This is a genomic window from Shewanella sp. FJAT-51649 (genome assembly GCF_019457435.1).
Classification (GTDB): Bacteria; Pseudomonadota; Gammaproteobacteria; order Enterobacterales; family Shewanellaceae; genus Shewanella; species Shewanella mangrovisoli.
This window is the reverse complement of the sequence record NZ_CP080411.1, coordinates 2408568-2434340: the sequence shown is the minus strand read 5'-3', so window position 1 is coordinate 2434340 and position 25773 is coordinate 2408568. Positions and strand designations below refer to the sequence as shown.

At 47.0% G+C, this 25773-nt stretch carries 27 protein-coding genes and 3 tRNA genes; 13 read left to right on the top strand and 17 right to left on the bottom strand.

The genetic code is table 11. The features are described 5' to 3' along the window. Positions 1-5 precede the first annotated feature (5 nt). Together K0H59_RS10865 and K0H59_RS10860 are read right to left on the bottom strand one after the other, a co-directional pair. Positions 6-701, bottom strand: coding sequence for an L-ribulose-5-phosphate 4-epimerase (locus K0H59_RS10865; protein ID WP_011626173.1), 696 nt, complete (start codon positions 699-701; stop codon positions 6-8). 1 nt (position 702) lies between these two features. Continuing rightward, positions 703-2376 (bottom strand): ribulokinase, encoded by a 1674-nt coding sequence (locus tag K0H59_RS10860; RefSeq protein WP_220053126.1) that lies wholly within the window; start codon positions 2374-2376, stop codon positions 703-705. A gap of 368 nt (positions 2377-2744) precedes the next feature. On the opposite strand from K0H59_RS10860, the gene K0H59_RS10855 reads away from it, so the two are divergent. Next, positions 2745-3275: a hypothetical protein gene (locus K0H59_RS10855; RefSeq protein ID WP_220053125.1), complete on the top strand. Its 531-nt coding sequence runs from the start codon at positions 2745-2747 to the stop codon at positions 3273-3275. A 215-nt stretch (positions 3276-3490) separates the two neighbouring features. Here the strand turns inward: K0H59_RS10855 and K0H59_RS10850 are convergent. Both K0H59_RS10850 and punC read right to left on the bottom strand, forming a co-directional pair. Further along, a tRNA-Ser gene (locus K0H59_RS10850) sits at positions 3491-3581 on the bottom strand. Between the two features lie 80 nt (positions 3582-3661). Beyond that, entirely contained in the window at positions 3662-4933 is a 1272-nt protein-coding gene (gene punC / locus K0H59_RS10845; RefSeq protein WP_220053124.1) for a purine nucleoside transporter PunC, read from the bottom strand. 115 nt (positions 4934-5048) lie between these two features. On the opposite strand from punC, the gene punR reads away from it, so the two are divergent. From punR to K0H59_RS10815, 6 genes are all read left to right on the top strand, one after another. After that, complete coding sequence (punR, locus tag K0H59_RS10840) at positions 5049-5951, top strand: DNA-binding transcriptional activator PunR (RefSeq protein ID WP_041408771.1); 903 nt, start codon at positions 5049-5051, stop codon at positions 5949-5951. A 259-nt stretch (positions 5952-6210) separates the two neighbouring features. Beyond that, positions 6211-6870 (top strand): Bax inhibitor-1/YccA family protein, encoded by a 660-nt coding sequence (locus tag K0H59_RS10835; RefSeq protein ID WP_011717039.1) that lies wholly within the window; start codon positions 6211-6213, stop codon positions 6868-6870. A 59-nt stretch (positions 6871-6929) separates the two neighbouring features. Beyond that, entirely contained in the window at positions 6930-7319 is a 390-nt protein-coding gene (gene tusD, locus K0H59_RS10830) for a sulfurtransferase complex subunit TusD (RefSeq protein ID WP_220055592.1), read from the top strand. A gap of 14 nt (positions 7320-7333) precedes the next feature. Beyond that, a complete protein-coding gene (tusC, locus tag K0H59_RS10825; protein ID WP_086904827.1) occupies positions 7334-7690 on the top strand; it encodes a sulfurtransferase complex subunit TusC in 357 nt (118 codons plus the stop codon). Next, positions 7690-7971, top strand: a complete 282-nt coding sequence (gene tusB / locus K0H59_RS10820; RefSeq protein ID WP_011622736.1) for a sulfurtransferase complex subunit TusB — start codon at positions 7690-7692, stop codon at positions 7969-7971. Before tusC ends, tusB begins: the two co-directional genes overlap by 1 nt. Next, positions 7965-8303, top strand: coding sequence for a TusE/DsrC/DsvC family sulfur relay protein (locus tag K0H59_RS10815; RefSeq protein ID WP_088212406.1), 339 nt, complete (start codon positions 7965-7967; stop codon positions 8301-8303). The genes tusB and K0H59_RS10815 overlap by 7 nt, the downstream gene beginning before the upstream one ends. Before the next feature lie 67 nt (positions 8304-8370). Here the strand turns inward: K0H59_RS10815 and K0H59_RS21260 are convergent, their stop codons facing one another. From K0H59_RS21260 to lrp, 7 genes are all read right to left on the bottom strand, one after another. Further along, entirely contained in the window at positions 8371-8493 is a 123-nt protein-coding gene (locus K0H59_RS21260) for a hypothetical protein (RefSeq protein ID WP_011622734.1), read from the bottom strand. An 18-nt stretch (positions 8494-8511) separates the two neighbouring features. Beyond that, complete coding sequence (serS, locus tag K0H59_RS10810; RefSeq protein ID WP_220053123.1) at positions 8512-9798, bottom strand: serine--tRNA ligase; 1287 nt, start codon at positions 9796-9798, stop codon at positions 8512-8514. An 18-nt stretch (positions 9799-9816) separates the two neighbouring features. Beyond that, the gene (gene crcB, locus K0H59_RS10805; protein ID WP_011622732.1) at positions 9817-10191 is read right to left on the bottom strand and encodes a fluoride efflux transporter CrcB; all 375 of its coding nucleotides are present in this window, start codon (positions 10189-10191) and stop codon (positions 9817-9819) included. Then, positions 10184-11515 (bottom strand): replication-associated recombination protein A, encoded by a 1332-nt coding sequence (locus K0H59_RS10800; RefSeq protein WP_220053122.1) that lies wholly within the window; start codon positions 11513-11515, stop codon positions 10184-10186. The genes crcB and K0H59_RS10800 overlap by 8 nt, the downstream gene beginning before the upstream one ends. Before the next feature lie 8 nt (positions 11516-11523). After that, positions 11524-12144 carry an outer membrane lipoprotein chaperone LolA gene (gene lolA / locus K0H59_RS10795; protein ID WP_220053121.1) on the bottom strand — a complete coding sequence of 207 codons (621 nt, stop codon included), beginning with the start codon at positions 12142-12144 and terminating at the stop codon, positions 11524-11526. Between the two features lie 69 nt (positions 12145-12213). Beyond that, positions 12214-14970: a DNA translocase FtsK gene (locus tag K0H59_RS10790; RefSeq protein WP_220053120.1), complete on the bottom strand. Its 2757-nt coding sequence runs from the start codon at positions 14968-14970 to the stop codon at positions 12214-12216. Between the two features lie 321 nt (positions 14971-15291). Continuing rightward, complete coding sequence (lrp, locus tag K0H59_RS10785) at positions 15292-15798, bottom strand: leucine-responsive transcriptional regulator Lrp (RefSeq protein WP_007647640.1); 507 nt, start codon at positions 15796-15798, stop codon at positions 15292-15294. Positions 15799-15978: 180 nt separating this feature from the next. On the opposite strand from lrp, the gene ald reads away from it, so the two are divergent. Next, positions 15979-17094, top strand: a complete 1116-nt coding sequence (ald, locus tag K0H59_RS10780) for an alanine dehydrogenase (protein WP_011717031.1) — start codon at positions 15979-15981, stop codon at positions 17092-17094. 47 nt (positions 17095-17141) lie between these two features. Here ald and K0H59_RS21255 read toward each other — a convergent pair whose 3' ends face one another. Next, positions 17142-17345, bottom strand: a complete 204-nt coding sequence (locus K0H59_RS21255) for a hypothetical protein (RefSeq protein WP_088212411.1) — start codon at positions 17343-17345, stop codon at positions 17142-17144. Positions 17346-17610: 265 nt separating this feature from the next. On the opposite strand from K0H59_RS21255, the gene trxB reads away from it, so the two are divergent. Next, a complete protein-coding gene (trxB, locus tag K0H59_RS10775; RefSeq protein WP_011717030.1) occupies positions 17611-18564 on the top strand; it encodes a thioredoxin-disulfide reductase in 954 nt (317 codons plus the stop codon). A 176-nt stretch (positions 18565-18740) separates the two neighbouring features. Here the strand turns inward: trxB and rplT are convergent, their stop codons facing one another. From rplT to thrS, 4 genes are all read right to left on the bottom strand, one after another. Beyond that, positions 18741-19097, bottom strand: a complete 357-nt coding sequence (gene rplT, locus K0H59_RS10770) for a 50S ribosomal protein L20 (RefSeq protein WP_006081652.1) — start codon at positions 19095-19097, stop codon at positions 18741-18743. A 16-nt stretch (positions 19098-19113) separates the two neighbouring features. Next, positions 19114-19308, bottom strand: a complete 195-nt coding sequence (gene rpmI, locus K0H59_RS10765; RefSeq protein ID WP_011072303.1) for a 50S ribosomal protein L35 — start codon at positions 19306-19308, stop codon at positions 19114-19116. 85 nt (positions 19309-19393) lie between these two features. Beyond that, the gene (gene infC, locus K0H59_RS10760) at positions 19394-19936 is read right to left on the bottom strand and encodes a translation initiation factor IF-3 (protein ID WP_084294816.1); all 543 of its coding nucleotides are present in this window, start codon (positions 19934-19936) and stop codon (positions 19394-19396) included. Between the two features lie 3 nt (positions 19937-19939). Next, positions 19940-21868, bottom strand: coding sequence for a threonine--tRNA ligase (gene thrS, locus K0H59_RS10755; RefSeq protein ID WP_011622724.1), 1929 nt, complete (start codon positions 21866-21868; stop codon positions 19940-19942). Between the two features lie 793 nt (positions 21869-22661). On the opposite strand from thrS, the gene K0H59_RS10750 reads away from it, so the two are divergent. Further along, the gene (locus tag K0H59_RS10750) at positions 22662-22862 is read left to right on the top strand and encodes a CPXCG motif-containing cysteine-rich protein (RefSeq protein WP_011622722.1); all 201 of its coding nucleotides are present in this window, start codon (positions 22662-22664) and stop codon (positions 22860-22862) included. 9 nt (positions 22863-22871) lie between these two features. On the opposite strand, the gene K0H59_RS10745 is transcribed toward K0H59_RS10750, so the two are convergent. Beyond that, on the bottom strand, positions 22872-23492 hold the full coding sequence (locus K0H59_RS10745) for a riboflavin synthase subunit alpha (RefSeq protein WP_220055532.1): 621 nt from the start codon (positions 23490-23492) through the stop codon (positions 22872-22874). A 33-nt stretch (positions 23493-23525) separates the two neighbouring features. Here K0H59_RS10745 and K0H59_RS10740 point away from each other — a divergent pair, with 33 nt between their 5' ends. The 3 genes from K0H59_RS10740 to K0H59_RS10730 all read left to right on the top strand — a co-directional run bounded on the left by K0H59_RS10740 (position 23526) and on the right by K0H59_RS10730 (position 25360). Then, the gene (locus K0H59_RS10740; RefSeq protein WP_220055531.1) at positions 23526-24905 is read left to right on the top strand and encodes an MATE family efflux transporter; all 1380 of its coding nucleotides are present in this window, start codon (positions 23526-23528) and stop codon (positions 24903-24905) included. A gap of 251 nt (positions 24906-25156) precedes the next feature. Then, a tRNA-Val gene (locus K0H59_RS10735) sits at positions 25157-25233 on the top strand. Positions 25234-25283: 50 nt separating this feature from the next. After that, a tRNA-Val gene (locus tag K0H59_RS10730) sits at positions 25284-25360 on the top strand. The last annotated feature ends 413 nt before the right edge of the window (positions 25361-25773 follow it).

Below are 25773 nucleotides of genomic sequence, written 5' to 3'. Positions count from 1 at the left end.
GGCAATTACTTGCTTTGGCCGTAATAAGCGTCTTTTCCATGCTTACGCAAATAGTGCTTATCAATAAGCTCTTGTTTTAACTGACTGATACCTGGTGATAATGTTTTGGTGAGATACGCCATCCGAGCGATTTCTTCGAGCAACACGGCGTGATATACGGATTTAGCCGCATTCGCGCCCCAAGTGAACGGTGCATGACCTGCAACGATTACCATGGGCGACTCGTTAGGATCTCGGTCGGCGAAGCAATCGAGGATCTGCACGCCGGTTTCTTCTTCGTAGTCGCGGCTGATCTGATCGTTGCGCATCACCGCTGTGCACGGGATTTCACCGTACACATAATCGGCCTGTGTTGTACCTAAACAGGGAATCGCAATCTGTGCCTGCGCCCAGGCAGTGGCGTAGGTCGAGTGGGTATGGGTAATGCCACCAATACTCTGCCACTGGCGATACAAATAGGTGTGTGTCTTGGTATCGGATGAAGGACGCATGCGCCCTTCTACGATTTGATTCTCAAGGTCAACAATCACAATGTCTTCAACCTTCAAATCTTCATAGGGCACACCGCTTGGTTTGATACCAATGACGCCGAGTTGGCGATCAATTTGTGAAACGTTGCCAAAGGTGTAAGTAACCAGTTTACGTTTCTCAAGCTCCATGTTGGCTTCGTATACTTCGCGTTTTAGCTCTAAAAAAGACATCTTATTTCGCTCCATCAACATAGTGGCCAAGGGCTAAGTACCCTAGGTAAAGCGCTTGATATTTCTCTGCGTTTTCAGGATTTGGCTGATAGGTTTTCGCAACGTTCGAGGCCATGGCTGCCTGGGCACTCAGCACATCGGGATAAACCCCGGCTGCGGTTGCGGCATAAATGGCGGCGCCCAGTGCGCAGCTTTGCTCGCTCTCGAGTACGTCGATGTTGCAATTCCACACATCGGCGCAGGTTTGCATAATGAAGTCGGATTTTTTCGAGATCCCACCAATGGTGACCACATGGTCAATGCATACGCCTTCCTGTTTGAAGCGCTCGATGATAGCCCGTGCGCCATAGGCGCTAGCTTCCACTAAAGCTTTGAAGACTTGCGGTGCTTGGCTACCCATGGTTAAGCCTGTGATAGCCATGGCAACAGATTGGTCGGCATCGGGGGTGCGACGTCCGTTAATCCAATCCAGCGCGACAATGCCCGTCTCGCCAACGGGGATTTTCGCGGCCGCATTGCCTAACATTGTCAGGGTTTCAGCTTCGAGTTGCTGAATGAGTTTGGCTTTGGTGTTTTCATCAAATAAGGCTGAAGTGTCAAGCTGTTGCATCGGCCATGCGGTGAGATCCCTAAACCAAGCGTAGAGATCGCCAAAGGCAGACTGACCCGCTTCTAGCCCTATCATGCCGGGCAATACAGAGCCATCGACTTGACCGCAAATGCCTTTGATACAACGCTCACCTATATCGTCATAACTGGCGACCGTGATATCGCAGGTAGAGGTCCCCATCACCTTGGTTAAGACGCCGGGTTTAACATTGGCCCCAACGGCACCTGCGTGACAGTCGAATGAGCCAAAGGACACGATAGCCTCGGTCGATAGCCCTAAATGCTGTGCCCACTCTGGGGTTAGCTTGCCGCAAACCTTGTCAGATGTGCAGGTTTCAAGCGGTAACTTGTCTCTCAAGCCATCGAGTAAGGGGTCGATGCCAACGAAAAAGTCATTCGGCGGATAGCCATTCCATGACTCATGCCACATCACTTTGTGACCGGCGGCGCAGCGCCCGGCTTTAAAGACCTTTGGATGTGTAGTGCCCGTCATTAATGCGGTGATCCAATCACAGTGCTCGACCCAGCTATAGGCGGCTTGTCTGACTTCGGTGTCGTGGCGCAGTACAAATAGCGCTTTCGCCCAAAACCATTCGGAGGAGTAAATTCCCCCTTCATATTTCAGGTAATTTTCGCTTGAATCGTTTGCCGCAGCGGTAATTTGCTGAGCTTCGAGGATGGCGCTGTGATCTTTCCAAAGCAAAAACATGGCATTGGGGTTATTCGCAAACTCTGGTTTTAAGGCTAAAGCAACACCAGATTCATCGACCGCGATTGGGGTTGAGCCTGTGGTATCAACACTCAAACCGCAGACTCTTTGCGCGGCGCCACTCGGGGCTTTTGCCCATAGCCCTTGCACTACCTCGATAAGGCTTTCGATGTAATCGAGGGGATGTTGTCTAAATTGATTCTTCGCGGGATCGCAAAAAAGCCCCTTCTTCCAACGTGGGTAGTACACCACATTTGTTGCTACTTCTGCGCCCGTTTGGGTATCCACCAATAACGCGCGAACTGAATCAGAGCCGTAATCAAGCCCTAACGCGTAAGCCCCTAAAACATTCGACATTTGCATCCCCGTACATTTTGTCTGCGTCCGATCCGGTTTACGCAGGTAGAGTAAATATTATTTAGTACTACAATATTACTACAGCTCAATAGTAATACAATATGATTTTAGTTGATGGTGATAAAATTTTTAACATTAAGGCTGAGCATGTAACGATTCGGGGGGATGAGCGTAAGGATGGGAGAAGCAGTACTGAGCTTGACTCGAGCATGAAGAAGTCGAATAATGGCGTCAGGTTGCAGAGACGCCTATCCGCAGAAGATGACATCACTCTGACTCATATCTCGATGTACGCATCACATGTATGACACAACAATTGATTAGGTTTGGCTTAGCGGAGATGCCAATAAAACTTAGGAGAATTGTTTGTGATACAACAAATTACCCCAGCACCACGCGCCTTAACTGAAGTCAAAATCCTCGCTAAAAAGCGCCTTAAAGCCTGCCAAGCTGGCGATGTAGTGGCGCTAGATAAACTCGCCTCCTTGATGAATAAGCAAGGTTTAACCCAGCAGGACATCCAACTCAAGCATTGCCAAAGCGTCTTGGCCCGAGAGCTCGGTTTTACAGATTTTAATCACTGCCAAAGAGTGTTATCGGGGCAAGCGTTAATTGGTGAAGACTTAGGTACCCTATTCCATAACAGGCGCTGCGATACCTTGCTCAATCACTGGTTTAGCGGTTTTGATGAGGCGTTGGCTTTTTTAGAGCAAGCACCGCAGATGGTGTTGTTGCCCTATAAAAAGCAGTTTTTCGTGGTCAACGGCCCCGACTATCTTGATGCTCTGGGACTTGCATTGAACGATCCCGACTGTATTTATTGCACATGGGTGGGGAGTGAAACGGTTCCTGCCTATGAAACTTTTGCGCTAAGCCTTATTAGGCATAAGCTCACTTAACCTAGCCTTACTTCACCTAAGCTACTTTGCTATTTGAACAACCAAGCTATTGGGAAATTAAATCTAGTGCGAAAGAAAAAGGCCGCTAATAACTTAGCGGCCTTTTTATCTGAATAGGGTGAAGGAACTGCGCTTAGCATAAGGAACCCTAGGTTCAACTTTCGAAATTCCAAAAACAAAAAAGCCATCATTGCTGATGGCTTTTCCGTAGAATATGGCGGAGGAGCAGGGATTTGAACCCTGGGTGGGCTATAAACCCACGCCGGTTTTCAAGACCGGTGCATTAAACCACTCTGCCACCCCTCCGAACGATGCGCATAATATAAGTTAGTTTACGGACTGTAAAGCACTAACTGATAATTCTGCGCTAACTGCTCGTATTACATTCAATCTGCTTGATTTTGCTTCGTATCTGCATTGATCCCAAGACGAGCAGGATCCGGTGCAGTAAAGTGTTTAGCAAAATCAGCCCAAGTTTGCTCGGTTTTTAACAGGTAACCTAAGATCACTACTAATGAACAGCTCAGAATCCCCCAACCTATGGCGACTTCTCCTGAACTTGCCCAGAGCGCGACTAAGCTTGAGGCGCCAAAGGCGATGGTGATTTGCAAAAAGTTCTGTAATCCTGCCGCCTTAGCCGCATTTTGAGTGAATTGTTGCAAAGCACTGTTTACTACAATCGGATAAATCGCCCCGTTCGCCGCTGCGAGTATCGAGAAGGAAATCAGCAGTGGGAAAATGGTTTCCGCCTTCATTAATAAGGTGAAAAACACAATCGAGATAACGCAGAGTCCAAAAATGGTCAGCAATACGTTGAGTGTACGGTCGGCACCAATGCGTTTTATCAACAACTTACTCGCGTATCCACCCACAATAAACATGATGGTTTGCGGAATAAAGCTCAGCCCAATCTCAGTTGCCTGATAGCCGTGTTGCTCCATCACAATCGGCCATACAGTAAGATATGCGAAAAACGCACCCGAACAGGCACCAAAAATCACCACATTGCCAAGGTAACGGGTATTTTTCAAAATCTGCCCGTAGGAAACCGCGCTTGGTTTAGCATCCTGATGCTCTGCATGGCTCGGCACGAAGTATAAGGTCATCAATACCAATAAAAAGGCAATCACACACAATGAGATAAAGATTGCACGCCATCCAAAATCGTTCAGAATATAAGCACCAAGGATGGGGGCTAATGCGGGTGATAATGCCACTAACGGCATAATGTTACTGAAAATTCCCTGCGCTTTTTCGGCATCATACTGTTCGACCACAATCGCTTGCCAGATGACCCCTGCACTACAGGCGCCTACGGCTTGGAAGAAGCGAGCGATGTTCAGCATCAGTATCGAATCGCTATTGGCGATGGCCACACTGGCGAGCGCAAAAATGCCAAGGCCGAGGATAAGAGCATAACGTTTGCCGAGTTTACTGACCAAAGGGCCATAAATCAGTTGCCCTAAGGCTAAACCGGCCAGAAAACAGGTGAGCGACATTGCCACTTGTGACGGTGAAGAATTGAACGAACTTTCAATTGCTTTGAAAGCAGGTAAATACATGTCAGTGGCAATAAAGCCTAACATGCTCAATAAGGCCAAATAGAATAAAAATATAAAAAACTTCATATTTACAAAGATATTACTAGACGTTTTCATAAAATAATCATGTCAAAAGACTTAAGGCGTGCAGTCTAAATACTTGTTAATTTGATTGGAAACGTTTATTTTTGACAGATGCTATCAATTATTTTCATCACAATGGATGTCAGCTATGCTCTCGGAACAAGCGTTAGAACTCATTGATATCGTGGCCCGGGTGGGGAGTTTTACGGCGGCAGCCAATCGACTGCACAAGGTCCCTTCTGCGGTCAGTTATGCCGTTAAACAAATCGAAGAAGAACTTGGCGTCGTGTTATTTGAGCGCCACCACCGCAGCGTGACCTTGACCCCCGCGGGAGAGCATTTTGTTAAGCAAGCCAGAAACTTGCTGACTCAAATGGATGAGATGAAACGCGGCACCCAGCGTGTGGCCAACGGCTGGCAACCCACACTGTCTATCGCCTTAGATAACATAGTGCGTGCCGACAGAATTAGCGTATTAATCGCCGACTTTTACCGCCATTTCCATGATATTGAGCTTATCATCCGCATCGAGGTCTTTAACGGGGTGTGGGAGGCACTTGCAACCGGGCGCAGTGATATCGCCATTGGCGCAACCACTGCTATCCCTGTAGGTGGTGTATACCAGTATAAGGACATGGGCGATATCCAATGGGCATTTTTGGTGAGTAAAAACCATCCCTTAGCCAGTATTGATCGCCCCTTGACCGATGATGAACTGCGTCCCTTCCCCTCCATTTGTTTGGAAGATACCTCGCGGGAAATTCCTAAGCGCATGACCTGGTTATTGGAGAATCAACGCAGACTCGTAGTGCCGGATTGGATCCGCGCGATTAACTGCTTTAGAGAGGGACTAGGCATCGGCTATATGCCAGTACATTTAGCCAGCGTATTTATTAAAGCGGGCGCTTTGGTTGAAAAGCAGCTTGAAAATCCTAAATTAACCAGCCCCTGTTGCCTAGCTTGGAACGCCGACAAGATGTCGCCCGCCCTTGCTTGGGTGCTCGACTACTTAGGGGATACTGAGAAATTACACCGTGAATGGTTGGCGTAATATTACTGCATTACCTCAGGATTAAGCTTGTTTTAAAGTCTTTGTGTTGCACTGGTGTAACGAAATACGCCTTAAGCGTTAGGCCGCTCAGAAAAATCAGTCATTACAACTTGTTATTTGTGGCGTGAATCCTTTAAGCCCAGCGCTGTTTTAGGTAGTATTCACCCAGTTTTACTGGATTTGCGATATTGATGGGAACTCTCGTCCCCGTTAAAAATCAAAATGATCAGTTTGGATTTAAAAGCTAATGGAGAAAGATATGACTCAGCAAACCTTGTACTCAGCGAGTGCATCCACCCTAGAAGTGAATAAACTTCTTAAAAATACCTATTTATTGTTGGCCATGACCCTCGCCTTCTCGGCATTGTGTGCAGGCTTAGCGATGGCACTCAATATCAGCCCTCTGATGTCACTCGGTTTATCTATCGGTGGTTTAGTGCTGTTGTTTGTTACCCTACGCAAAGCTGACTCGGCTGCGGGTATTTTCTGGGTATTTGCCTTCACCGGTATGGAAGGCGCCTCATTAGGTTACATGCTTAACCACTACGCTGGCATGACCAATGGCTCTGAGCTTATCATGCAAGCTTTAGGATTAACCTCGGTTATCTTTATTGCACTCTCGGCCTATGCAGTCACGACGAAGAAAGACTTCTCTTTCCTACGTGGTTTCCTGTTCGCCGGATTGATTGTGGTCATCGCCGCTGCGCTGATTAACATTTTCGTGGGTAACAGTGTGGCCTTTATGGCGATTAACGCGGGTCTTGCGCTGTTAATGACCGGCTTTATCCTGTTCGATACTAGCCGTATCGTGAATGGCGGCGAGACTAACTATATCCGCGCCACTATCTCCTTGTATCTGGACTTTTTAAACCTGTTTATTGCCATTTTGCATTTGCTTGGCATTGGTAACGATGATTAATCCCCTTTTCGGGAAACTTACGCTAAAATGGCCCTACTTTTAGGGCCATTTTTTTTATGATGAGCAAATTTATTATCCAAGTAAACGGGCCAGCCTATGGCACGTCGGCAAGCGTGAATGCCCTACGTTTCACCCAAGCCTCCCTGCAAAGCGGACATGAGATTGTCTGCGTGTTTTTCTACCAGGATGGCGTGTATAACTCGACGGACTTTAACTTACCCGCATCCGATGAATATGATGTGGTTAAAGGCTGGAAACAACTGGCGGCCGAGCATCAAGTCTCCCTCGTGAACTGTGTTTCTGCGGCATTAAGACGCGGCATAGTCTCGCAGCAAGAGGCACAAGAGAACGGGCTAAACCACTGGAATGTTGAACATTCTTTTATCATGGGTGGACTGGGTGAACTGGTCACGGGAATTGAATCAGCCGATCGTTTGATCTGCTTTTAAGCTTCGGAAATGCTATGAAAAAAATCTGTATATTGTTCCGAAGCGCGCCTCATGGCACTACTAAAGGCCGCGAAGCCTTAGACTTTGCCCTGTTAAGCGCCAGTTTTGAGCAAGAAGTGAGTTTAGTGTTTGTCGATGAAGGCGTGTTGCATCTGCTTAAAGATCAACAACCCGAACTTATCGGTGGTAAAGATTACCTCGCGGCGCTAAAAGCGCTCCCGCTGTACGACATCGAATCAGTGTTCGCCTGCAAACAGTCCTTAGGTGACTACGGTTTAAGCCATAGCTTGTTGTCTATTCCGGTGACTATCTTAAACGATGAAGCCATCTCAGCTCACTTAAAAGCCGTTGATGAGGTCTTAGTATTCTAATGATTTTACATCATATCCAAACCTCGCCCAGCCGAGACAATGCCCTCAAACTTTGCCTACGTTATGCTTGCAAAGAGGATGCGATTTTACTCTCGAGCGATGGCGTTAACGCATTATTACTGCGCCAATGGGCCATGGCGCTATCGCCCTTTAAGGTGATGGTGCTCAAAGACGATGTCATTGCCCGTGGCTTAACGGAACGTCTTAAAAACATTAGTCAGATTGATTACAACGAGTTTGTCGCTCAATCTTTGCAGCACGATAAGGTGATCACGTGGTAAATCCGCTTATATTCAATGGCGTCGAAATTGAACGCGACCATCAAGGCTATTTAAAGAATATCGCCGACTGGCAGCCGGATATGGCGCCGCTGTTAGCCCAAGAAGAACAGATTGAACTGACCAGTGCTCACTGGGAAGTGGTTAATTTTGTTCGGGATTTTTATCTGGAATATAAAACCAGCCCTGCAATTCGCGTGTTAGTCAAAGCGATTGGTCAAAGCTTAGGGCCGGATAAAGGTAACTCTAAGTACCTCTATACCCTCTTTCCGGTGGGTCCTGCCAAACAGGCGACAAAGATTGCGGGCCTGCCTAAACCTGCCAAGTGTATTTAAGCTTTAATCGATTCTGCTAACAAAAAAGGTATATTCCAGTGGAATATACCTTTTTATTTGAGTCGTGCTATTTCACGTTTTCTAACACAACCCAGACGGCTTTACCTAGGGTGGCCAACATCACTGCGCAAAACACGGCGATGACAGCGGTGTAGGAAAGCCAACGAAGATAACGTTGACCTTTATCCATGGTGTTGTGTTACGCCAATTAACCGATCTGAGTCAATCCACCCATGTATGGGCGCAGTGCTTCAGGAATCGTCACGCTACCATCGGCATTTTGATAGTTCTCTAAAATCGCAACTAAAGTACGACCTACCGCTAAGCCTGAGCCGTTTAAGGTGTGCAGCAATGCAGGCTTGTTATCTGCCTTAACGCGGTAACGGGCTTGCATACGACGCGCTTGGAAGTCCTTCATATTTGAACATGAAGAGATCTCACGGTAAGTGTTTTGGCCTGGTAACCACACTTCGATATCGTAGGTTTTGCTTGAACCAAAGCCCATGTCACCGGTGCACAGGATCACTGTACGGTATGGCAGGCCGAGGCGTTGCAGTACGGTTTCAGCGTGGCCAGTTAGCGCTTCGAGCGCCGCCATTGAGTCTTCGGGCTTAACCAGTTGCACTAATTCCACTTTATCGAATTGGTGCTGACGGATAAGACCACGGGTATCTTTACCGTATGAGCCCGCTTCACTGCGGAAACAAGCGGTATGCGCGGTTAACTTAATCGGCAATTCATCTTCATCGACAATGCTGTCACGCACTAGGTTCGTTAATGGCACTTCTGCGGTTGGGATCAGGCTTAAGCCTTGGCCTTCTTCGGTCGCAGGTTTAGTGTGGAACAAGTCTTCACCAAACTTCGGTAATTGGCCAGTACCCAGTAAACTTGCTTCGTTAACCAGTAATGGTACGTAAGCTTCGGTATAACCGTGCTCAGTGGTGTGCAGATCTAACATGAACTGACCTAATGCACGGTTTAAACGGGCGATTTGGCCTTTCATGACGATAAAGCGTGAGCCTGTGATTTTCACTGCGCTCTTAAAATCTAAACCGTTTAGGCCTTCACCTAAATCGATATGGTCTTTAACTGGGAAATCGAAGCCGCGTGGTGTGCCCCAACGACGAATTTCGACGTTCTCAGTCTCATCAGCACCGATAGGCGCAGACTCATCTGGCAGGTTTGGCATCGACATGGCAATCGCGTTCACTTCTTCAAGTACCGCGGCCAGCTCGACTTTCTTCGCATCTAATTGCGCACCTAAATCGCCAACCTGCGCCATGATGGCATCCACATCTTCGCCGCGGGCTTTTGCTTGTCCGATGGACTTGGAAATAGCATTACGCGAAGCTTGTAACTCTTCAGTCGCCACTTGCAGTGACTTACGTTTTTCTTCTAATTGAGTGAGATGAGCGACATCTAAAATAAAACCACGGGTAGCTAATCGCTCAGCGGTAACTGCTAATTCGTTGCGCAAAAATTTAGGATCTAACATGTGATATATTCTTAATAGTTAAATGCGAGAAAAAACCAGTTGTTGGCCTAAGTAAACCATAAACAAACATAGACTTAGGTTCAACACCACATTCAAAGCCGCCTTCAACCAATCTCCTTCTTGCATCAGCAATAAAGTTTCGTTTGAGAAAGTTGAAAACGTTGTCAAAGCGCCTAACAGGCCAACGCCGATCAGGGCTTTGAGTTCTGGGCTGATATGACTCATTTGTCCCAGTGCGTAAATGACGCCCATTAAAAATGAACCGAGGACATTGACCAACAGTGTACCAAAAGGAAAACTGCTGCCAAATACTTGGATCATGAATATTGAAATAAGATAGCGAAAAACCGCACCAATGGAACCACCCAAGGCCACAAGTAAGAGATTATTCATACCTTTTTCTCCCACTGGCTTGATCTAATTGCGCTAATTGCGCCAATTTGTCCTTAATCCGCTTCTCAAATCCGCGTTCGGTCGGGAAATAAAATTGCGACTCTTGTAAGGATTCGGGGAAATAATTCTCGCCGCTGGCATAGGCATTGGGTTCATCGTGGGCATAGCGATATTCGGCGCCAAAACCCATTTCCGCCATAAGTTTGGTCGGCGCATTACGCAGATGATAAGGCACTGCCTCTTGGCCCGTTTCGCGTGCCAGCGCCCTCGCCGCTTTAAAGGCGGTATAAACGGCATTACTCTTAGGTGCACTGGCTAAATACACAATTGCTTGGGCTATCGCCCGCTCACCTTCGGCAGGTCCGACGCGGTGGAAACAATCCCAGGCATTGAGCGCTACTGTCATGGCATTAGGATCGGCATTGCCCACATCTTCCGAGGCTATGGCTAATAAGCGTCTGGCGACATATAACGGATCGCCGCCGCCTTCTAAAATACGGCAAAACCAATACAGTGCTGCATCGGGTGCCGAGCCACGAATCGATTTATGTACTGCCGAAATCAAATCGTAAAACTGATCGCCATTTTTATCGAACCCTGCCACTTGATGGCCGGCGACTTGAACTAGCATCTCAGTGGTAAAACTGCCGCCATCGGCCACCATATCGCTCATCAGTTCAAGCAGGTTTAGTGCTTTGCGCGCATCGCCATCACAGAGCTGCGCCAGCGTATTGAGCACATCTGTTGGCATGACTAACTGACGTTGCCCTAACCCACGTTCGGGATCCGTTAAGGCTTGGGTGATGATATGCACTATCTCATCTTGGCTTAAGCGCTTGATAAGATAGACACGCGCCCGCGACAGTAAGGCGTTATTGATTTCAAATGAAGGGTTTTCAGTAGTCGCCCCAATAAAAATCACAGTGCCATCTTCAATGAAGGGCAAAAAGGCGTCCTGCTGACTCTTATTAAAGCGATGCACTTCATCAACAAACAACAAGGTGCGTTGTCCACGGGATTGAGCAACGGCTTGCGCCTGCTCGATGGCGGCGCGAATGTCTTTCACCCCCGATGTGACCGCTGAGATACGTTCAACATGGGCATTGGAATAATGGGCGATAAGTTCGGCAAGTGTCGTTTTACCTGTGCCCGGCGGTCCCCATAACATCATCGAATGGGCTCGGCCCGCTTCTAATGCTTGGCGCAGTGGTTGGCCTTCCCCCAACAAATGGGCTTGACCTATATACTCGGCAATCGTCCTTGGCCGCATACGCGCGGCTAAGGGACGAAAATCAGGCGCAAAATTAAACGATAAACTGCTCACGCGTAAACCTATTGGGTTTTAAGACGTTGATCATCCACATCAACGTTTTCTGGCAACACAAACTTAAACAGCGCTTTATCCGCGGCGCTAATGCTGTGTTGATTGCTCAAATCAAACTGGCTCAGGTTACCTTTATCATCGAGCACATTAAATTTATTCAGTATGCCTTTGTTAAAACAGACATTGACTGAGGAGATCCCAGCATCCGTGGCCTTAGGTTTGATTTCATAACAGTCTTGCTTTTGGGTCACGCTATATTGCGACCAAGTGGTGTCATCGCGGTGAACCAATAAGGCGATGGGTGATGCATTAATGGCTTCGGCAAAATCCATGATCACCACTTCTTCGGCGAAGGGATTATAGATCCATAAATCTTTACCGTCGGCGACAATTTGGGATTCATCGGGTGCGGTTAAATGCCAATAGAACTGGTTTGGATGGGCAAGCGCGAATACACCCGCGCCCGTTTGGATAACCTTTTTATTAATATCGGTAACGGTTTGCTTGAAATCCGCTTTGAGAGACTCAGTACCGTTTAAGGTTTCGCGCAATTGCGTTGCGTCATCGGCCAATACTGCATTGCTGTATAACAATGGTGATAACAACACAGCACACAACAGTTTTTTCATAGGTATCCTTTGGACTAAAAGTTGAACTCGCCGCATTATGGCGAGTTCAAACTGACATCTAGCTTAACATTAATAGTGTTTCGGGGCCGGCGGTGCCAGCACTTCGCGGTTACCATTATGGCCCTGCGCCGAGACCACGCCCTGCATTTCCATTTGTTCGATAATACGTGCTGCACGGTTATAACCAATCTTAAACTTACGCTGTACGCTCGAAATCGAACCTCTGCGGGTTTCGGTCACAAAGGCGACGGCCTCATCGTAAAGCGGGTCGTATTCCTCATCGGATTCGGCGGTTTCACCCGGCAAGAGCACTTGTTCGCCCTCACTCACGCCATTGAGGATCTCATCAATGTATTGTGGTTTACCACGGGCGAACCAATCGGCCACCACACGGTGAACCTCATGGTCATCAATAAATGCACCATGGACACGGTTTGGCACCGCGGTTCCTGGTGGTAAATACAACATATCACCCATACCCAACAAGGTTTCAGCGCCTTGCTGATCCAAAATGGTACGGGAGTCGATACGGGAAGACACTTGGAACGCCATCCGTGTCGGGATGTTGGCTTTAATTAAACCTGTGATCACATCCACCGATGGACGTTGGGTCGCAAGGATTAAATGGATACCAGCTGCACGGGCCTTTTGGGCGATACGGGCGATCAGCTCTTCCACTTTTTTACCGACAATCATCATCATGTCAGCAAATTCGTCGACGACAACCACAATCGATGGCAGTTTATCCAAGGCTGGCGCCTCAGGCTCCATGCTGTCAGATGACTTCCACATGGGGTCTAAAATCACTTCGCCATTGGCTTTCGCTTCGGCAATCTTCGCGTTATATCCCTTGATGTTACGAACGCCCATCATAGACATTAGCTTATAGCGGCGCTCCATCTCACCCACACACCAGCGCAGCGCATTGGCGGCTTCCTTCATGTCGGTAACCACTTCACAAAGTAAATGTGGGATGCCTTCATAAACCGATAATTCCAGCATTTTCGGGTCGATCATGATAAAACGAACATCTTCAGGGCCAGACTTATACAATAAGCTGGTGATCATCACGTTCACCCCGACCGATTTACCCGAACCCGTGGTACCGGCAACCAGTAAGTGCGGCATTTTGCCTAAATCAACCACCACAGGCTCGCCGGAAATGTCTTGGCCAAGCACCATGGTCAGGTTCGATTTGCTCTCGGTAAAGGCTTCACAATCGAGCACATCGCGCATGTACACGGTTTCGCGGAACTTGTTTGGCAGTTCGAGACCCACATAGGATTTACCCGGAATGACCTCAACCACACGCACACGCTCGGCCAGAAGTGAACGTGCGAGGTCGTTAGCGAGGTTTGAAATCTTCGAGGCTTTAATGCCTGGGGCTAAATCTAGCTCAAAACGGGTGATCACAGGACCGGGATAAACCCCCACCACTGTGGCCACAATGTTAAAGTCGGCAAGCTTGGCCTCGACTAAACGGGCAACTTGCTCTAATTCCTCTGGACTTATCGGATTCTTTTTACGATTAGGCACATCCAGCAAGCTGATGCTTGGCAGCGGATCCATAGGTTTTGCAGGGATAGGTTTATCTTCTTGTCCCGGTAAAACCACAATACCATCGACAATCTTCGCCTTTGGCGCTTCTTTTTGACGTTGCGCTTGAGTCACTGCGCCCGTTGAGGCTTTAGTATCAAAATCGATGACATCTTCATCGTTGAAACCTAACTCGTCTTCATCCTCGTCATCGAGCATGGTTTCACGATGGAATACGGGTTCATCGTCGTCATCTTCATCTTCGAAAACGTGCGCCTTGAAGTCAGTTTCATCCTCTAAATCTAACTCGGCTTCTTTGGGTTTAGCCACCCAAGGCGGCGCCTCAAAATGACCATGTTCAGCCACGGCGCTGGCTTGGTCCAATTGGGGCTCAACACGTTGTTGGCCTTTAGGTTCAGCCTTGGCTTTATTGCTGTTTAAACTCAAGATTTTTGCGAGCGCCGACAGCTTGCCCTTCCCTGTACTCGCTTCGGTGATGATTTCGTCGCTGACTTCTTCTTCCTTTTCTTCCTTCACTGGGCGAGTGGTAAAGATGCGACTCGGTGCGACTTCAGGCTCACGCACTCGGGCTTTTTCAAGCTGGTGCTGCGAATCACGGCGCTGCTTAAACTTATCAACGACCGTCATAAAACCGCGGGTATCTTCGGTTTCACGCTCACGTTTTAGTGCCTGTGGCAGACGTTTGAGCTTTCTGAAGCACCAAATAGAAACAAAGCCGACCTTCTCGACCACAGTTAACCAGCTGATCCCGGTTAACAGCGTAAAGCCCGAGCCTAAAAAGCACAGTAGCAACAAGGTCGTGCCGAGCTTATTAAAATACGGCAACATGGCTTGGCCGATAACATCCCCTGCCACGCCGCCTGCGGAAAATTCATAGATGTTATTAGCATTCATGCTGGCTAATGCCGAAAAACCGAGAATAAGCAGCAGAAAACCTATGATGCGCAGTGCAACTGAAAAGTAGTCAATTTCCAATAAATCATGGGCGCGTTTGAAAAGTAGCCAACCTGTAGAGGCCACAATGATCGGCATGATGTAAGCAGTGACGCCAAAAAAGTACAGCAGAATGTCGGCAATCCACGCCCCTACTGCACCCGTCCAGTTTTTGATATCGCCTTGAAAATGAGACTGGCTCCAGCCCGGATCCGACGGACTAAAACTGGTTAAGGCAAGCAAAATATAGGTGGCTAAAACACAGCAAATGATGAGTCCGCCTTCGAGCAGACGCTGCAGGCCTGAGAGCGTGCGTACACTATTTCCTTGAGACAAACGACTTAATCCATAAAAATGAAAACAGGTGGGCTAACGATACCAGAATCCCACTAAATGTGGAGCATCTTAGGGCGTTTTTATCCTAAGAATTACTGGTACAAGGCAAAAAATCGGCGCTAATGACCTAAAGCACAGGTTTTCAGCATTAACTGACTATTATGCAACCAATTTACCCGCGGAACAGAAGATAAAAACCAGATAAAAATTCGCCCTTAAGCTGGCAAACCTAAGGGCTAAGCAAGGTCATTTTTGAGTTTGAAACGGCGAGCGTAGGAATAAATAAGGGGCCTAGGCCCCTTATTGTAAACGTTCAGGGTATTAAATATCGGAGAGCAGATGGTTTATCGCGACACGACTCGTGTGTTTCACTTCTTCCATCACCACGTAAGTACGGGTATCGGACACTGAAGGTAATTTTAGCAGCGTCTCACCGAGTAAACGGCGATAAGCTGACATATCAGAAACACGTGTCTTCAATAAGTAGTCAAAGTCACCAGAAACCAGATGACACTCTTGAATATCATCTAACAGTTGCACAGCGCGATTAAACTTATCAAATACTTCGGGAGTATCACGGCTCAAGGTGATTTCCACGAATACCAGTAGGGATGCACCCAAGAAATGAGGATTAACCAAGGCGGTATAGCCGTTGATATATCCTTGCTTTTCGAGTCGTTTCACTCTTTCTAAACACGGAGTGGGACTTAATCCTACTCTTTTAGACAGTTCCACATTTGAAATGCGTCCATCAATTTGTAATTCATTAAGAATGTTGCGATCGATGCGATCCAAGTCTTTTACAGGACTCTTTTTATTATATGCCATTTATTTAACCTTGCTTTATCACTAAAACAACATTTTATTCTACGTATGTCTAAAGTTCAGCAGCATAAACTGCGTCGCCGATACTATACTAGATATCCCTGAATTAATCACGTTCAGGTCACGATAAAATAACAATTATGCCCATTAAAAGTGGGTTTTTCAGGCAATTGAGGCTCAAAAATGATTATTGGTGTACCAAAGGAAATTAAAAACCACGAGTATCGTGTCGGTATGGTTCCTTCAAGCGTTCGCGAATTGACCATCAAAGGTCATGAAGTGTTTGTCGAAACGAATGCCGGCACGGGAATTGGTTTTTCAGATCAGGATTATGTTGATGCAGGTGCCGAAATATTAGCAACTGCTGCTGAAGTCTTTGCTAAAGCAGAGATGATCGTAAAGGTAAAAGAGCCTCAAGCAGTCGAACGCGCTATGCTGCGTCATGACCAGATTTTATTCACTTATCTGCATTTAGCGCCGGATTTACCACAAACTGAAGATTTAATTAAAAGTGGTGCTGTATGTATCGCTTACGAAACAGTAACCGATGACCGTGGTGGCTTGCCTCTTTTAGCCCCAATGTCAGAAGTGGCTGGCCGCATGTCAATCCAAGCAGGTGCGATGGCGTTGGAAAAATCTTCTGGTGGCCGTGGCATGCTTTTAGGCGGTGTACCAGGTGTAGAGCCTGCAAAAGTAGTGATCATCGGCGGTGGTATGGTCGGTACCAATGCTGCACAAATGGCTGTGGGCATGGGCGCTGATGTGGTTGTGCTTGACCGTAGCATCGATGCACTGCGTCGCTTAAACGTACAATTTGGTTCTGCAGTTAAGGCTGTTTACTCAACTGCCGATGCGATCGAGCGCCATGTATTAGAAGCTGATCTCGTGATTGGTGGCGTATTAATTCCAGGTGCTGCGGCGCCTAAGCTTGTGACACGTAGCATGATCGCTCGCATGAAGCCAGGTAGTGCTATCGTTGATGTAGCAATCGACCAAGGTGGTTGTGTGGAAACTTCACATGCAACGACTCACCAAGATCCAACTTACATCGTTGATGATGTAGTGCATTACTGTGTCGCGAACATGCCAGGTGCTGTTGCCCGCACTTCAACCTTCGCCCTGAATAACGCGACTCTGCCTTATATCCTTAAGTTAGCTAACTTAGGTTATAAAGCTGCCCTACTACAAGACAAACACTTACTGAACGGTTTGAACGTGATGCACGGCAAACTGGTTTGTAAAGAAGTGGCGCAAGCATTAAATCTTGAGTACACAGCGCCAGCAAGTTTATTAGCCTAATCATATGAGAGCCTAGGTCCTTCTGACCTACTCTGCTTTGTTCGGCCTCACTCTGTTGAGGCCGATTTTTTATGTTGATCACAAATATCTACACCCGTGCAGGGTTTAATACCAACCGTATTAAATATCTGTTCATTCAGCGGGAATTCAACGCGCTTTAGACAAGGCGAAGGCTTGAAGGCATAGTGGCGCTCTGTCGAAAGTCTTAAACGCAGTATAAAGCGCGTTGAAACCTGCCCTTTGGGAGCCACACAGGCATCCCACTCCGGTGTTACATTGACTTAAAAGGGAATAACCATTTCTTCGTCAATGCGCCTTGGATTGAAATGCCTGCGAGGCTTTGAACTGATTAGATATTTAATGTGATTGGTATAAGCCAAAGCATCAGTAAACTCAGGCTGACAATTTGCCTTAGGATTCGATTAGCATAATCTAAAAGAATCACTAAACAGCGCTTTACCCCTACAGGTAAATTCCCTACAATCCATGCAATTTGCTAAAGGCACGGAGAGAAAAATGAGCCAAGTCAGACACAGTAACCTATTGATTTTAGGTTCAGGTCCCGCAGGATACACGGCCGCAGTTTATGCTGCGCGCGCAAACTTAAAGCCTGTGATGATCACAGGTATGCAGCAAGGTGGTCAGTTAACCACCACGACTGAAGTTGAAAACTGGCCAGGTGATGCTGAAGACTTAACGGGTCCAGCATTAATGGAACGTATGCAAAAGCATGCGGAAAAGTTTGATACTGAAATCCTTTTCGACCATATCAATGAAGTCACGCTGACTGAGCGCCCTTTCCGTTTAAAAGGCGACAATGGCGAATACACTTGTGATGCGCTGATCATTGCGACAGGCGCCTCTGCCCGTTACTTAGGTCTGGAGTCAGAAGAAGCGTTCAAAGGACGCGGCGTATCGGCCTGTGCGACCTGTGATGGTTTCTTCTATCGCAATCAGAAAGTTGCAGTCATTGGTGGCGGTAACACAGCCGTTGAAGAAGCGCTTTATTTAAGTAATATCGCCGCCGAAGTGCACTTAATTCATCGCCGTGACACTTTCCGCTCAGAGAAAATTCTTATCGACCGTTTAATGGATAAAGTAGCTAACGGCAACATTATCCTGCACCTAGATCAAACCATGGAAGAAGTGGTTGGTGATGCTATGGGTGTGACTGGCCTGAAAATGAAGAGCACCAAAGATGGCGCTATCACAGATCTGGCAGTTGCCGGTGTGTTCGTGGCCATTGGTCACAGCCCAAATACTGGAATCTTCGAAGGCCAGTTAGAAATGAATAACGGTTATCTGAAGGTGCAAAGCGGCCTTCAAGGTAATGCGACCCAAACCAGCATTGAAGGTGTGTTTGCCGCAGGTGACGTTATGGACCAACATTACCGTCAAGCGATTACCTCTGCGGGTACAGGCTGTATGGCAGCATTAGATGCTGAGCGTTACTTAGACGCTAAAAAGTAATCACGCGAAGAAACCATCGGATCAGGTTCTTAGTTTTAGCGAGATTCAAATAAAAATAGCAGGCATCAGCCTGCTATTTTTTATCTGTATTTTGTGACTCGTCTGAAGTAAGCCTGAAAAACAGTAACAAAAAAAGGGACCAAATGGTCCCCTCTTAAGTGCGGCAAACTAATTTCTTAGTTTAACGCTTCTTTTGCTTTTTCAACTAAAGTTGCGAATACAACTTTGTCGAATACAGCGATGTCAGCCAAAATCTTACGATCGATTTCGATAGACGCCTTTTTCAGACCGTTGATGAAACGGCTGTAAGACAGACCATTTTGACGAGCTGCAGCATTAATACGTGCAATCCACAGTTGACGGAATTGACGTTTTTTCTGACGACGGTCACGGTAAGCATATTGACCAGCTTTAGTTACTGCTTGAACAGCAACGCGGTAAGTACGGCTACGAGCGCCATAATAACCTTTAGCTAATTTTAAAACTTTCTTGTGACGAGCACGTGCGGTTACACCACGCTTAACTCTTGGCATTTTCTAATCTCCTAAATTAAGCGTATGGTAATTGACGCGCGATTGCTGGAACGTCAACTTTAGCAACTAAACACTTGTTACGTAAGTGACGCTTACGCTTAGTGCTCTTTTTGGTCAGAATGTGACGTAAATGGGCTTGCTTGCGCTTGAAACCATTAGCGGTTTTCTTAAAACGCTTCGCTACACCTCTGTCGGTTTTCATTTTAGGCATTACTAAAACTCCGCATTGGGATGTTAAATAAAAAGCAAGGCGAGCGAAGGCATATAGCCTTCGCTACTTTTATAGGTTGCCCTACTTATTTCTTTTTAGGCGCGAGCACCATAATGGCTTGTCGGCCTTCCATTTTCGGGAAGGATTCAACAATTGCATACTCATCCAAATCTGTTTTGATACGGTTCAACAGATCCATACCCAGGTTTTGGTGAGCCATTTCGCGGCCTCGGAAACGCAGCGTAATTTTCGCTTTGTCCCCGTCTTCCAGAAAACGTATCAGGTTGCGTAGTTTTACCTGATAGTCGTTTTCGTCAGTTCCAGGACGGAATTTGATTTCCTTAACCTGAACCTGTTTTTGCTTCTTCTTTTGTTCCTTTTGAGCTTTCGCTTTATCAAATAGGAACTTACCGTAGTCCATAATGCGACATACTGGAGGTTCAGCGTTTGGACTAATTTCGACTAGGTCTACACCCGCTTCATCTGCCAAATTCTGAGCATCTCTGATGCTCACCACACCAATAGCTTCACCATCAATGCCGGTTAAGCGTACTTCTGGTACACCTGTGATTTCTTCATTGATTCTATTAGGGGCCAGCTGACGCCCTGCTGTTTTCTTGATCTTTATGACCTATTCCTCCAACAATTTGAGACTACGGAGCGAAATTTGTTGATGGATCTTAGCGGCGAAATCTTCGATTCGCATCTTACCTAAGTCAACGCCATCACGAGTACGCACCGCAACTTCCTTATTTTCCATTTCCTGATCGCCAACGACCAATAAATAAGGAACACGCCTTAAGGTGTGCTCGCGTATTTTAAAGCCTATTTTCTCATTCCTCAAGTCAAATGAGGCGCGAATACCTTGTTCTTTGAAGAATTTGACCACTTCTTCAACATAATCAGCCTGTTTGTCGGTGATATTCATCACGACAACTTGCATTGGAGCCAACCAAGTTGGGAAACGACCTGCGTATTCTTCGATCAAAATACCTAAGAAACGCTCCAACGAGCCTAAAATCGCACGATGGATCATCACAGGCGTTTGACGGCTGTTATCTTCGGCGACATAAGTAGCACCTAAACGGCTCGGTAATGCGTAGTCTAATTGCACAGTACCGCATTGCCATGCACGGTCTAAACAGTCGTGCAGCGTGAACTCAATCTTCGGACCGTAGAAGGCGCCTTCACCCGGTAAAATGGTGAATTCGATATTGTTCGCACGTAAAGCTTGCTTAAGAGCTTCTTCGGCTCTGTCCCACATTGCATCGTCACCGATACGCTTTTCTGGGCGAGTCGACAGTTTTACAACGATGTTCTCAAAGCCAAATGTTGAGTAAGTGTCGTATACCATTTGGATACAAGAGCTGACTTCTGCTTGAACCTGATCTTCAGTACAGAAGATATGGGCATCGTCTTGAGTAAAACCACGGACGCGCATGAGTCCGTGCAGCGAACCTGATGGCTCATTGCGGTGACAGCAACCAAATTCCGCCATACGTAGTGGCAGATCACGGTAAGATTTCAACCCTTGGTTGAAGATCTGTACGTGGCCTGGGCAGTTCATTGGCTTAACCGCGTATTCACGGTTTTCACTGCTGGTTGTGAACATGGCTTCTGAGTACTTATCCCAGTGACCAGAACGTTCCCACAGTACGCGGTCCATCATCAACGGACCTTTCACTTCTTGGTAAGTGTATTGATTTAACTTACGGCGAATGAAACGTTCTAATTCGAGGAAGATGCTCCAACCATCGTTATGCCAGAACACCATGCCTGGTGCTTCTTCTTGCATATGGTAGAGGTCGAGCTGCTTACCAATTTTACGGTGGTCACGTTTAGCCGCTTCTTCGAGGCGGGCTAAATGAGTGCTCAGGGCTTTTTTATCCGCCCATGCAGTACCGTAAATACGTTGCAGCATCTTGTTTTCAGAGTTACCGCGCCAGTAAGCGCCGGCAATGCTCATCAACTTGAAATGATGGCAGAAACGCATGTTTGGCACGTGTGGACCACGGCACATGTCAGTGTATTCTTCGTGGTGATACAGCGCTGGAGTCGCATCTTTGCTGATGTTCTCATCCAGAATCGCAATCTTGTATTCTTCACCGCGGGCGGCAAAGGTATCACGGGCTTCTTGCCAGCTCACAACGCGTTTAACTACGTCGTAATTGGTTTTCGCCAGTTCCAGCATACGTTTTTCGAGGGCTTCGATATCTTCTTGAGTCAGTTTGTGCTCAAGATCGATGTCGTAATAGAAGCCGTTATCGATCACAGGACCGATCGCCATCTTGGTTTGTGGCCATAATTGCTTGATTGCATGGCCTAATAAATGCGCGCAAGAATGGCGAAGGATTTCAATACCTTCTTCGTCTTTAGCGGTAATAATAGAAAGTTCAGCATCGGTTTCGATAAGATCGCAAGCGTCTTTGAGCTCGCCATTCACGCGACCAGCGATACAGGCTTTAGCAAGACCAGGGCCGATATCAGCGGCAACATCGAGAGTCGATACGGGATGTGCAAACTCGCGCTTGCTACCATCAGGAAGTGTAATTACAGGCATGAAATATCCTTGTCCAGTGGTGACCCACACGTAGGGCCACATGGTGATTAAGTAAAAAGAGAATGCTCGCGAGGTTAAGACAGTACAGGAGTCTTAGCCGCCTTGCGTAACAGGACAGTTATTCTACGGGATAGCCTTTAAGGCGCGCAAGTTAAATGGCCCAATTGCGGGGCTTAGCACTCAAATCAGCTTCTTTATTAACACCAATCCGCAAAGTTTGCCGTGAATTCATCATATTGCAGTCAATCGTTCATGTGGCAGTCATCTAACACTCCTACGCTATGCGCGTTAAATGATTGCGGGTTGGTTGAAGGATTCCACCATGCCTACCACGCAGTCATATTGCCGTAAATAATGAAGCCAAAGGAGTTGGTATGTTCACGTGTATCCTATTGACGGTTGCGCTTAGCCAAGTCGCCCAGAACCCAATCCCAGTTAGCCCCACGACACTCACTCCACCTGAACGCCGAGCTTTTGCAGCAAATAGAGCAACTATCGCAAGCCATTAGTGACAATATAGAGGAAGGCATACTACCGACGGCGCCTATCGAACTTATGACGGTAAAGGATTGAGTTAGCTTAGCCGGTCGCATTGCTTGACGATTCTTACGCTAGATAAATCTCAATGAAAAAAGTACCCCGCGCTGAGATGAACGGAAAAATCTAGTTACTGAGATTTTGATACCGACTTTATCTAAGTTGCCACGGCACATTCTTGTATACTCAACTAAAGCCAGTATGAAGGCTTAGCGACAAGTGTCATCCCTAGCATTGGTTAGAGAGGAGTTGCGCCATGAGGATCATGAATAAAGTGATTGCCTGCCCCCACTGCGGACACCATCAACATATTAGTATTGATGCCAGCAGCGGCGATCAGGATTATTACGATGACTGCCGAATTTGTTGTAACCCCATCCACCTGCGTTTACATGTGGATGATGCCCGCCGCACCATAGAGTTATATATTGACTCGGACGACGAGCAAATTTACTAGGCATGTTAATTAAGATTGGCCGCTAAAACGTTTGGCCAGCACACGCTCGACGGTGTCGACGATGGCTTGGGTTTGGCTGTCAATTTCGATATTTAACTCATCTCCAACCTGACACTGGCCTAAATTGGTCAATTTGAGGGTTTCTGGGATCAAGTGCAGCATAAAACTGCTCTCGGTCACCTCGCCTACTGTTAAGCTGCAACCGTTTACCCCGACAAAGCCTTTATAAAGGATATAGTTCATCCATTTGGGCTCGACGCTTAAGGTCAGATCATAATGCTGCTCGGTGTGACTAATGTGGCTGACTTTCGCCTTGGTATGAATGTGTCCCGAGAGGATATGACCGCCGATTTCACTACCGAACGTCAAAGAACGCTCAATGTTCACCCGCTGACCCACGGTCAAATTGGCAAGGTTTGTCAGCCTTAAGGTCTCTTCCACTACATCGAAAAATACCCTATCATCAGCGACCTGAGTCACCGTCAGACATACCCCGTTATTTGCCACACTTGCACCAATCGCAAGTCCCTCATGCAAATCAGGTTTAAACGCTACCTCAAGGGTATTTAGGCCATCTTTCTTATGTATTGCAACCACCTCGCAGGTGGCTTGAACTATACCAGTAAACATTTTTTGCTCGCTTATTCGTTAAAGGCTGTATTTATGAATCATTCAGGCTTTCAGGCCAAACGCTTAATTCAACTCGCACTCCCTGTGTTGATCGCCCAAGTGACCCAAACCATGATGGGGTTTATCGATACTGTTATGGCGGGCCGCGTCAGTGCTGTCGATATGGCCGCCGTGGCCGTAGGAACCAGTCTTTGGTTACCCGCCATCTTATTTGTTCAAGGGCTGCTGATGGCGTTTACACCGTTATTTGCCCATCATAATGGCGCAAATAATCAGAAAGCGATTCAACCGCTGGCGTTTCAAGGCGCTTATCTGGCCTTAATTGGTGGCATTGGCGTAATGGTGTTTCTTGCATCCGCCCCACTCGTGCTCAGCCATATGAATTTAGAGCCTCAATTGTACAACTTAACCATAGGATATATCGACGGTATTTTATGGGGCGCGCCCGCATTTGTGCTCTATCAGGTATTACGCGGTTGCAGCGAAGGGATTTCTTATACGTTGCCGACCATGATCATCGGATTCGTTGGGCTAGCGGTGAATATTCCGGCGAACTATATCTTTATTTATGGCCATTTCGGCGTGCCTGCCATGGGCGGTGCTGGTTGTGGTGTCGCGACAGCACTGGTGTTTTGGGCCATGTTGATAGCCATGACGATTTATATGCAGCTACATAAAAAGTTTGCCGCATTGGCGCCCTTTAGCCAGTTTCATCGCCCTGATTTTGCCATCATAAAGAAGATGACGAAGCTTGGGATGCCGATTGCGATGGCGCTCTTCTTTGAGGTGAGCCTATTTGCAATTATTGCCCTGCTGTTGGCGCCATTAGGCGCGACCGTAGTGGCAAGTCATCAGATTGCGCTCAACTTCTCCGCCATAGTATTTATGTTGCCGCTTTCGATTGGTATTGCCGTCTCGATTCGTATTGGCTACTACCTCGGCCGCGATCGCGCAGATATTTCTGCCGTGGTGGCAAAGGTTGGATTGTGGTTGGCGCTTTCATTGGCCTTGTCGACGGCAATCTTAACGGTGTTATTCCGCTTCCAAATCGCTGAGTTGTATAACAGCGATCCTGAAGTGGTGGTACTTGCCGGCAGTTTGATGCTCATGGCCGCGCTGTATCAATTATCTGACTCAGTCCAAGTGGTCGCTGCTGGTGCCTTGCGTGGATATAAAGATACCCGCAGTGCGTTTTATATTACGCTGTTTTCCTACTGGGGCATTGGCATGACATTAGGTTATACCTTGGCGTATACCGACTTTATCGTACCCGCCATGGGCGCCCATGGTTTTTGGACTGGATTAATTGCCGGCCTCACCTCAGCGGCGCTGCTGTTTTTCATCCGCCTTCGTTATATTCAAAAGCATGGTGTGCATTTAAGTTTGATTGAAGGCGACAGCGTGCATCATTAAGCAGATAGAAAGATAAAACGGCGAGCATTTGGCTCGCCGTTTTATTTCGCGCGGGGTGATTTTGGCCTGCATCTCAGTCTAACTTGCCGTTTTATCAACAACTTTGCTGAAACACTGGACAAGTTGCACAGCAATTCACCATTTGGCAATAAAATTCATTTTTTTGCTTGCCAGCCTTTCGCTATCCCCCTAATATAGCGCTCGTTCCGAAGCGCAACGCTAAGTTGTGTTGAGGCAACAATTAAAACGATGCACCCGTAGCTCAGTTGGTTAGAGCACTACCTTGACATGGTAGGGGTCGGTGGTTCGAGTCCACTCGGGTGTACCACTCTCTTCACAGAGTCTAAAAAGTGAATTACTTTTTAAAAAGTAAACAGTGCACCCGTAGCTCAGTTGGTTAGAGCACTACCTTGACATGGTAGGGGTCGGTGGTTCGAGTCCACTCGGGTGTACCATTTCTCGCTTTAACTCCCTATAAAACTTCAATTCAAAATAATATTCCATCCGGATGCTTAATTTTATTTGTGCCTAACATAAAATCTTCGTGCCAGTTCATGGTTTTTCCATAAACATTCAAACATGCCCCTCCCTTTGGCTCTACCTGATTTTGCCTCTATTGTTTGAACCACATTTACCGCGTTCCCCCACAATTCGCCGTTTTTCTAAATTTGTGCCCATTTCGTGCCAAACCTGTTGGCATAAGTAGCTTTTGACGATTTTTTTATTGACCCCTCTAGTTGGCTCACAACAGCAGCTTAAAATGCAAAATAGCTTGAATCTCCCAAAGGAATCATTGGCCAAGGAAAAGATGGAATCGACACGATTTCACTAGACGACTTTGATCCCGATAACATACTGACATTTAAAC

Excerpts from the sequence above, each read along its gene's own strand:
- lrp (WP_007647640.1), bottom strand. The coding sequence starts at position 15,798 with ATGGCATATAATAAAAAGAGTCCTGTAAAAGACTTGGATCGCATCGAT.
- ald (WP_011717031.1), top strand. The coding sequence starts at position 15,979 with ATGATTATTGGTGTACCAAAGGAAATTAAAAACCACGAGTATCGTGTC.
- K0H59_RS10865 (WP_011626173.1), bottom strand. The coding sequence starts at position 701 with ATGTCTTTTTTAGAGCTAAAACGCGAAGTATACGAAGCCAACATGGAG.
- trxB (WP_011717030.1), top strand. The coding sequence starts at position 17,611 with ATGAGCCAAGTCAGACACAGTAACCTATTGATTTTAGGTTCAGGTCCC.
- tusB (WP_011622736.1), top strand. The coding sequence starts at position 7,690 with ATGATTTTACATCATATCCAAACCTCGCCCAGCCGAGACAATGCCCTC.
- punC (WP_220053124.1), bottom strand. The coding sequence starts at position 4,933 with ATGAAAACGTCTAGTAATATCTTTGTAAATATGAAGTTTTTTATATTT.
- thrS (WP_011622724.1), bottom strand. The coding sequence starts at position 21,868 with ATGCCTGTAATTACACTTCCTGATGGTAGCAAGCGCGAGTTTGCACAT.
- K0H59_RS10745 (WP_220055532.1), bottom strand. The coding sequence starts at position 23,492 with ATGTTTACTGGTATAGTTCAAGCCACCTGCGAGGTGGTTGCAATACAT.
- tusC (WP_086904827.1), top strand. The coding sequence starts at position 7,334 with ATGAAAAAAATCTGTATATTGTTCCGAAGCGCGCCTCATGGCACTACT.
- crcB (WP_011622732.1), bottom strand. The coding sequence starts at position 10,191 with ATGAATAATCTCTTACTTGTGGCCTTGGGTGGTTCCATTGGTGCGGTT.
- K0H59_RS10835 (WP_011717039.1), top strand. The coding sequence starts at position 6,211 with ATGACTCAGCAAACCTTGTACTCAGCGAGTGCATCCACCCTAGAAGTG.
- rplT (WP_006081652.1), bottom strand. The coding sequence starts at position 19,097 with ATGCCAAGAGTTAAGCGTGGTGTAACCGCACGTGCTCGTCACAAGAAA.
- punR (WP_041408771.1), top strand. The coding sequence starts at position 5,049 with ATGCTCTCGGAACAAGCGTTAGAACTCATTGATATCGTGGCCCGGGTG.
- tusD (WP_220055592.1), top strand. The coding sequence starts at position 6,930 with ATGAGCAAATTTATTATCCAAGTAAACGGGCCAGCCTATGGCACGTCG.
- K0H59_RS10740 (WP_220055531.1), top strand. The coding sequence starts at position 23,526 with ATGAATCATTCAGGCTTTCAGGCCAAACGCTTAATTCAACTCGCACTC.
- K0H59_RS10860 (WP_220053126.1), bottom strand. The coding sequence starts at position 2,376 with ATGTCGAATGTTTTAGGGGCTTACGCGTTAGGGCTTGATTACGGCTCT.
- serS (WP_220053123.1), bottom strand. The coding sequence starts at position 9,798 with ATGTTAGATCCTAAATTTTTGCGCAACGAATTAGCAGTTACCGCTGAG.
- K0H59_RS21260 (WP_011622734.1), bottom strand. The coding sequence starts at position 8,493 with ATGGATAAAGGTCAACGTTATCTTCGTTGGCTTTCCTACACCGCTGTC.
- rpmI (WP_011072303.1), bottom strand. The coding sequence starts at position 19,308 with ATGCCTAAAATGAAAACCGACAGAGGTGTAGCGAAGCGTTTTAAGAAA.
- K0H59_RS10750 (WP_011622722.1), top strand. The coding sequence starts at position 22,662 with ATGAGGATCATGAATAAAGTGATTGCCTGCCCCCACTGCGGACACCAT.
- lolA (WP_220053121.1), bottom strand. The coding sequence starts at position 12,144 with ATGAAAAAACTGTTGTGTGCTGTGTTGTTATCACCATTGTTATACAGC.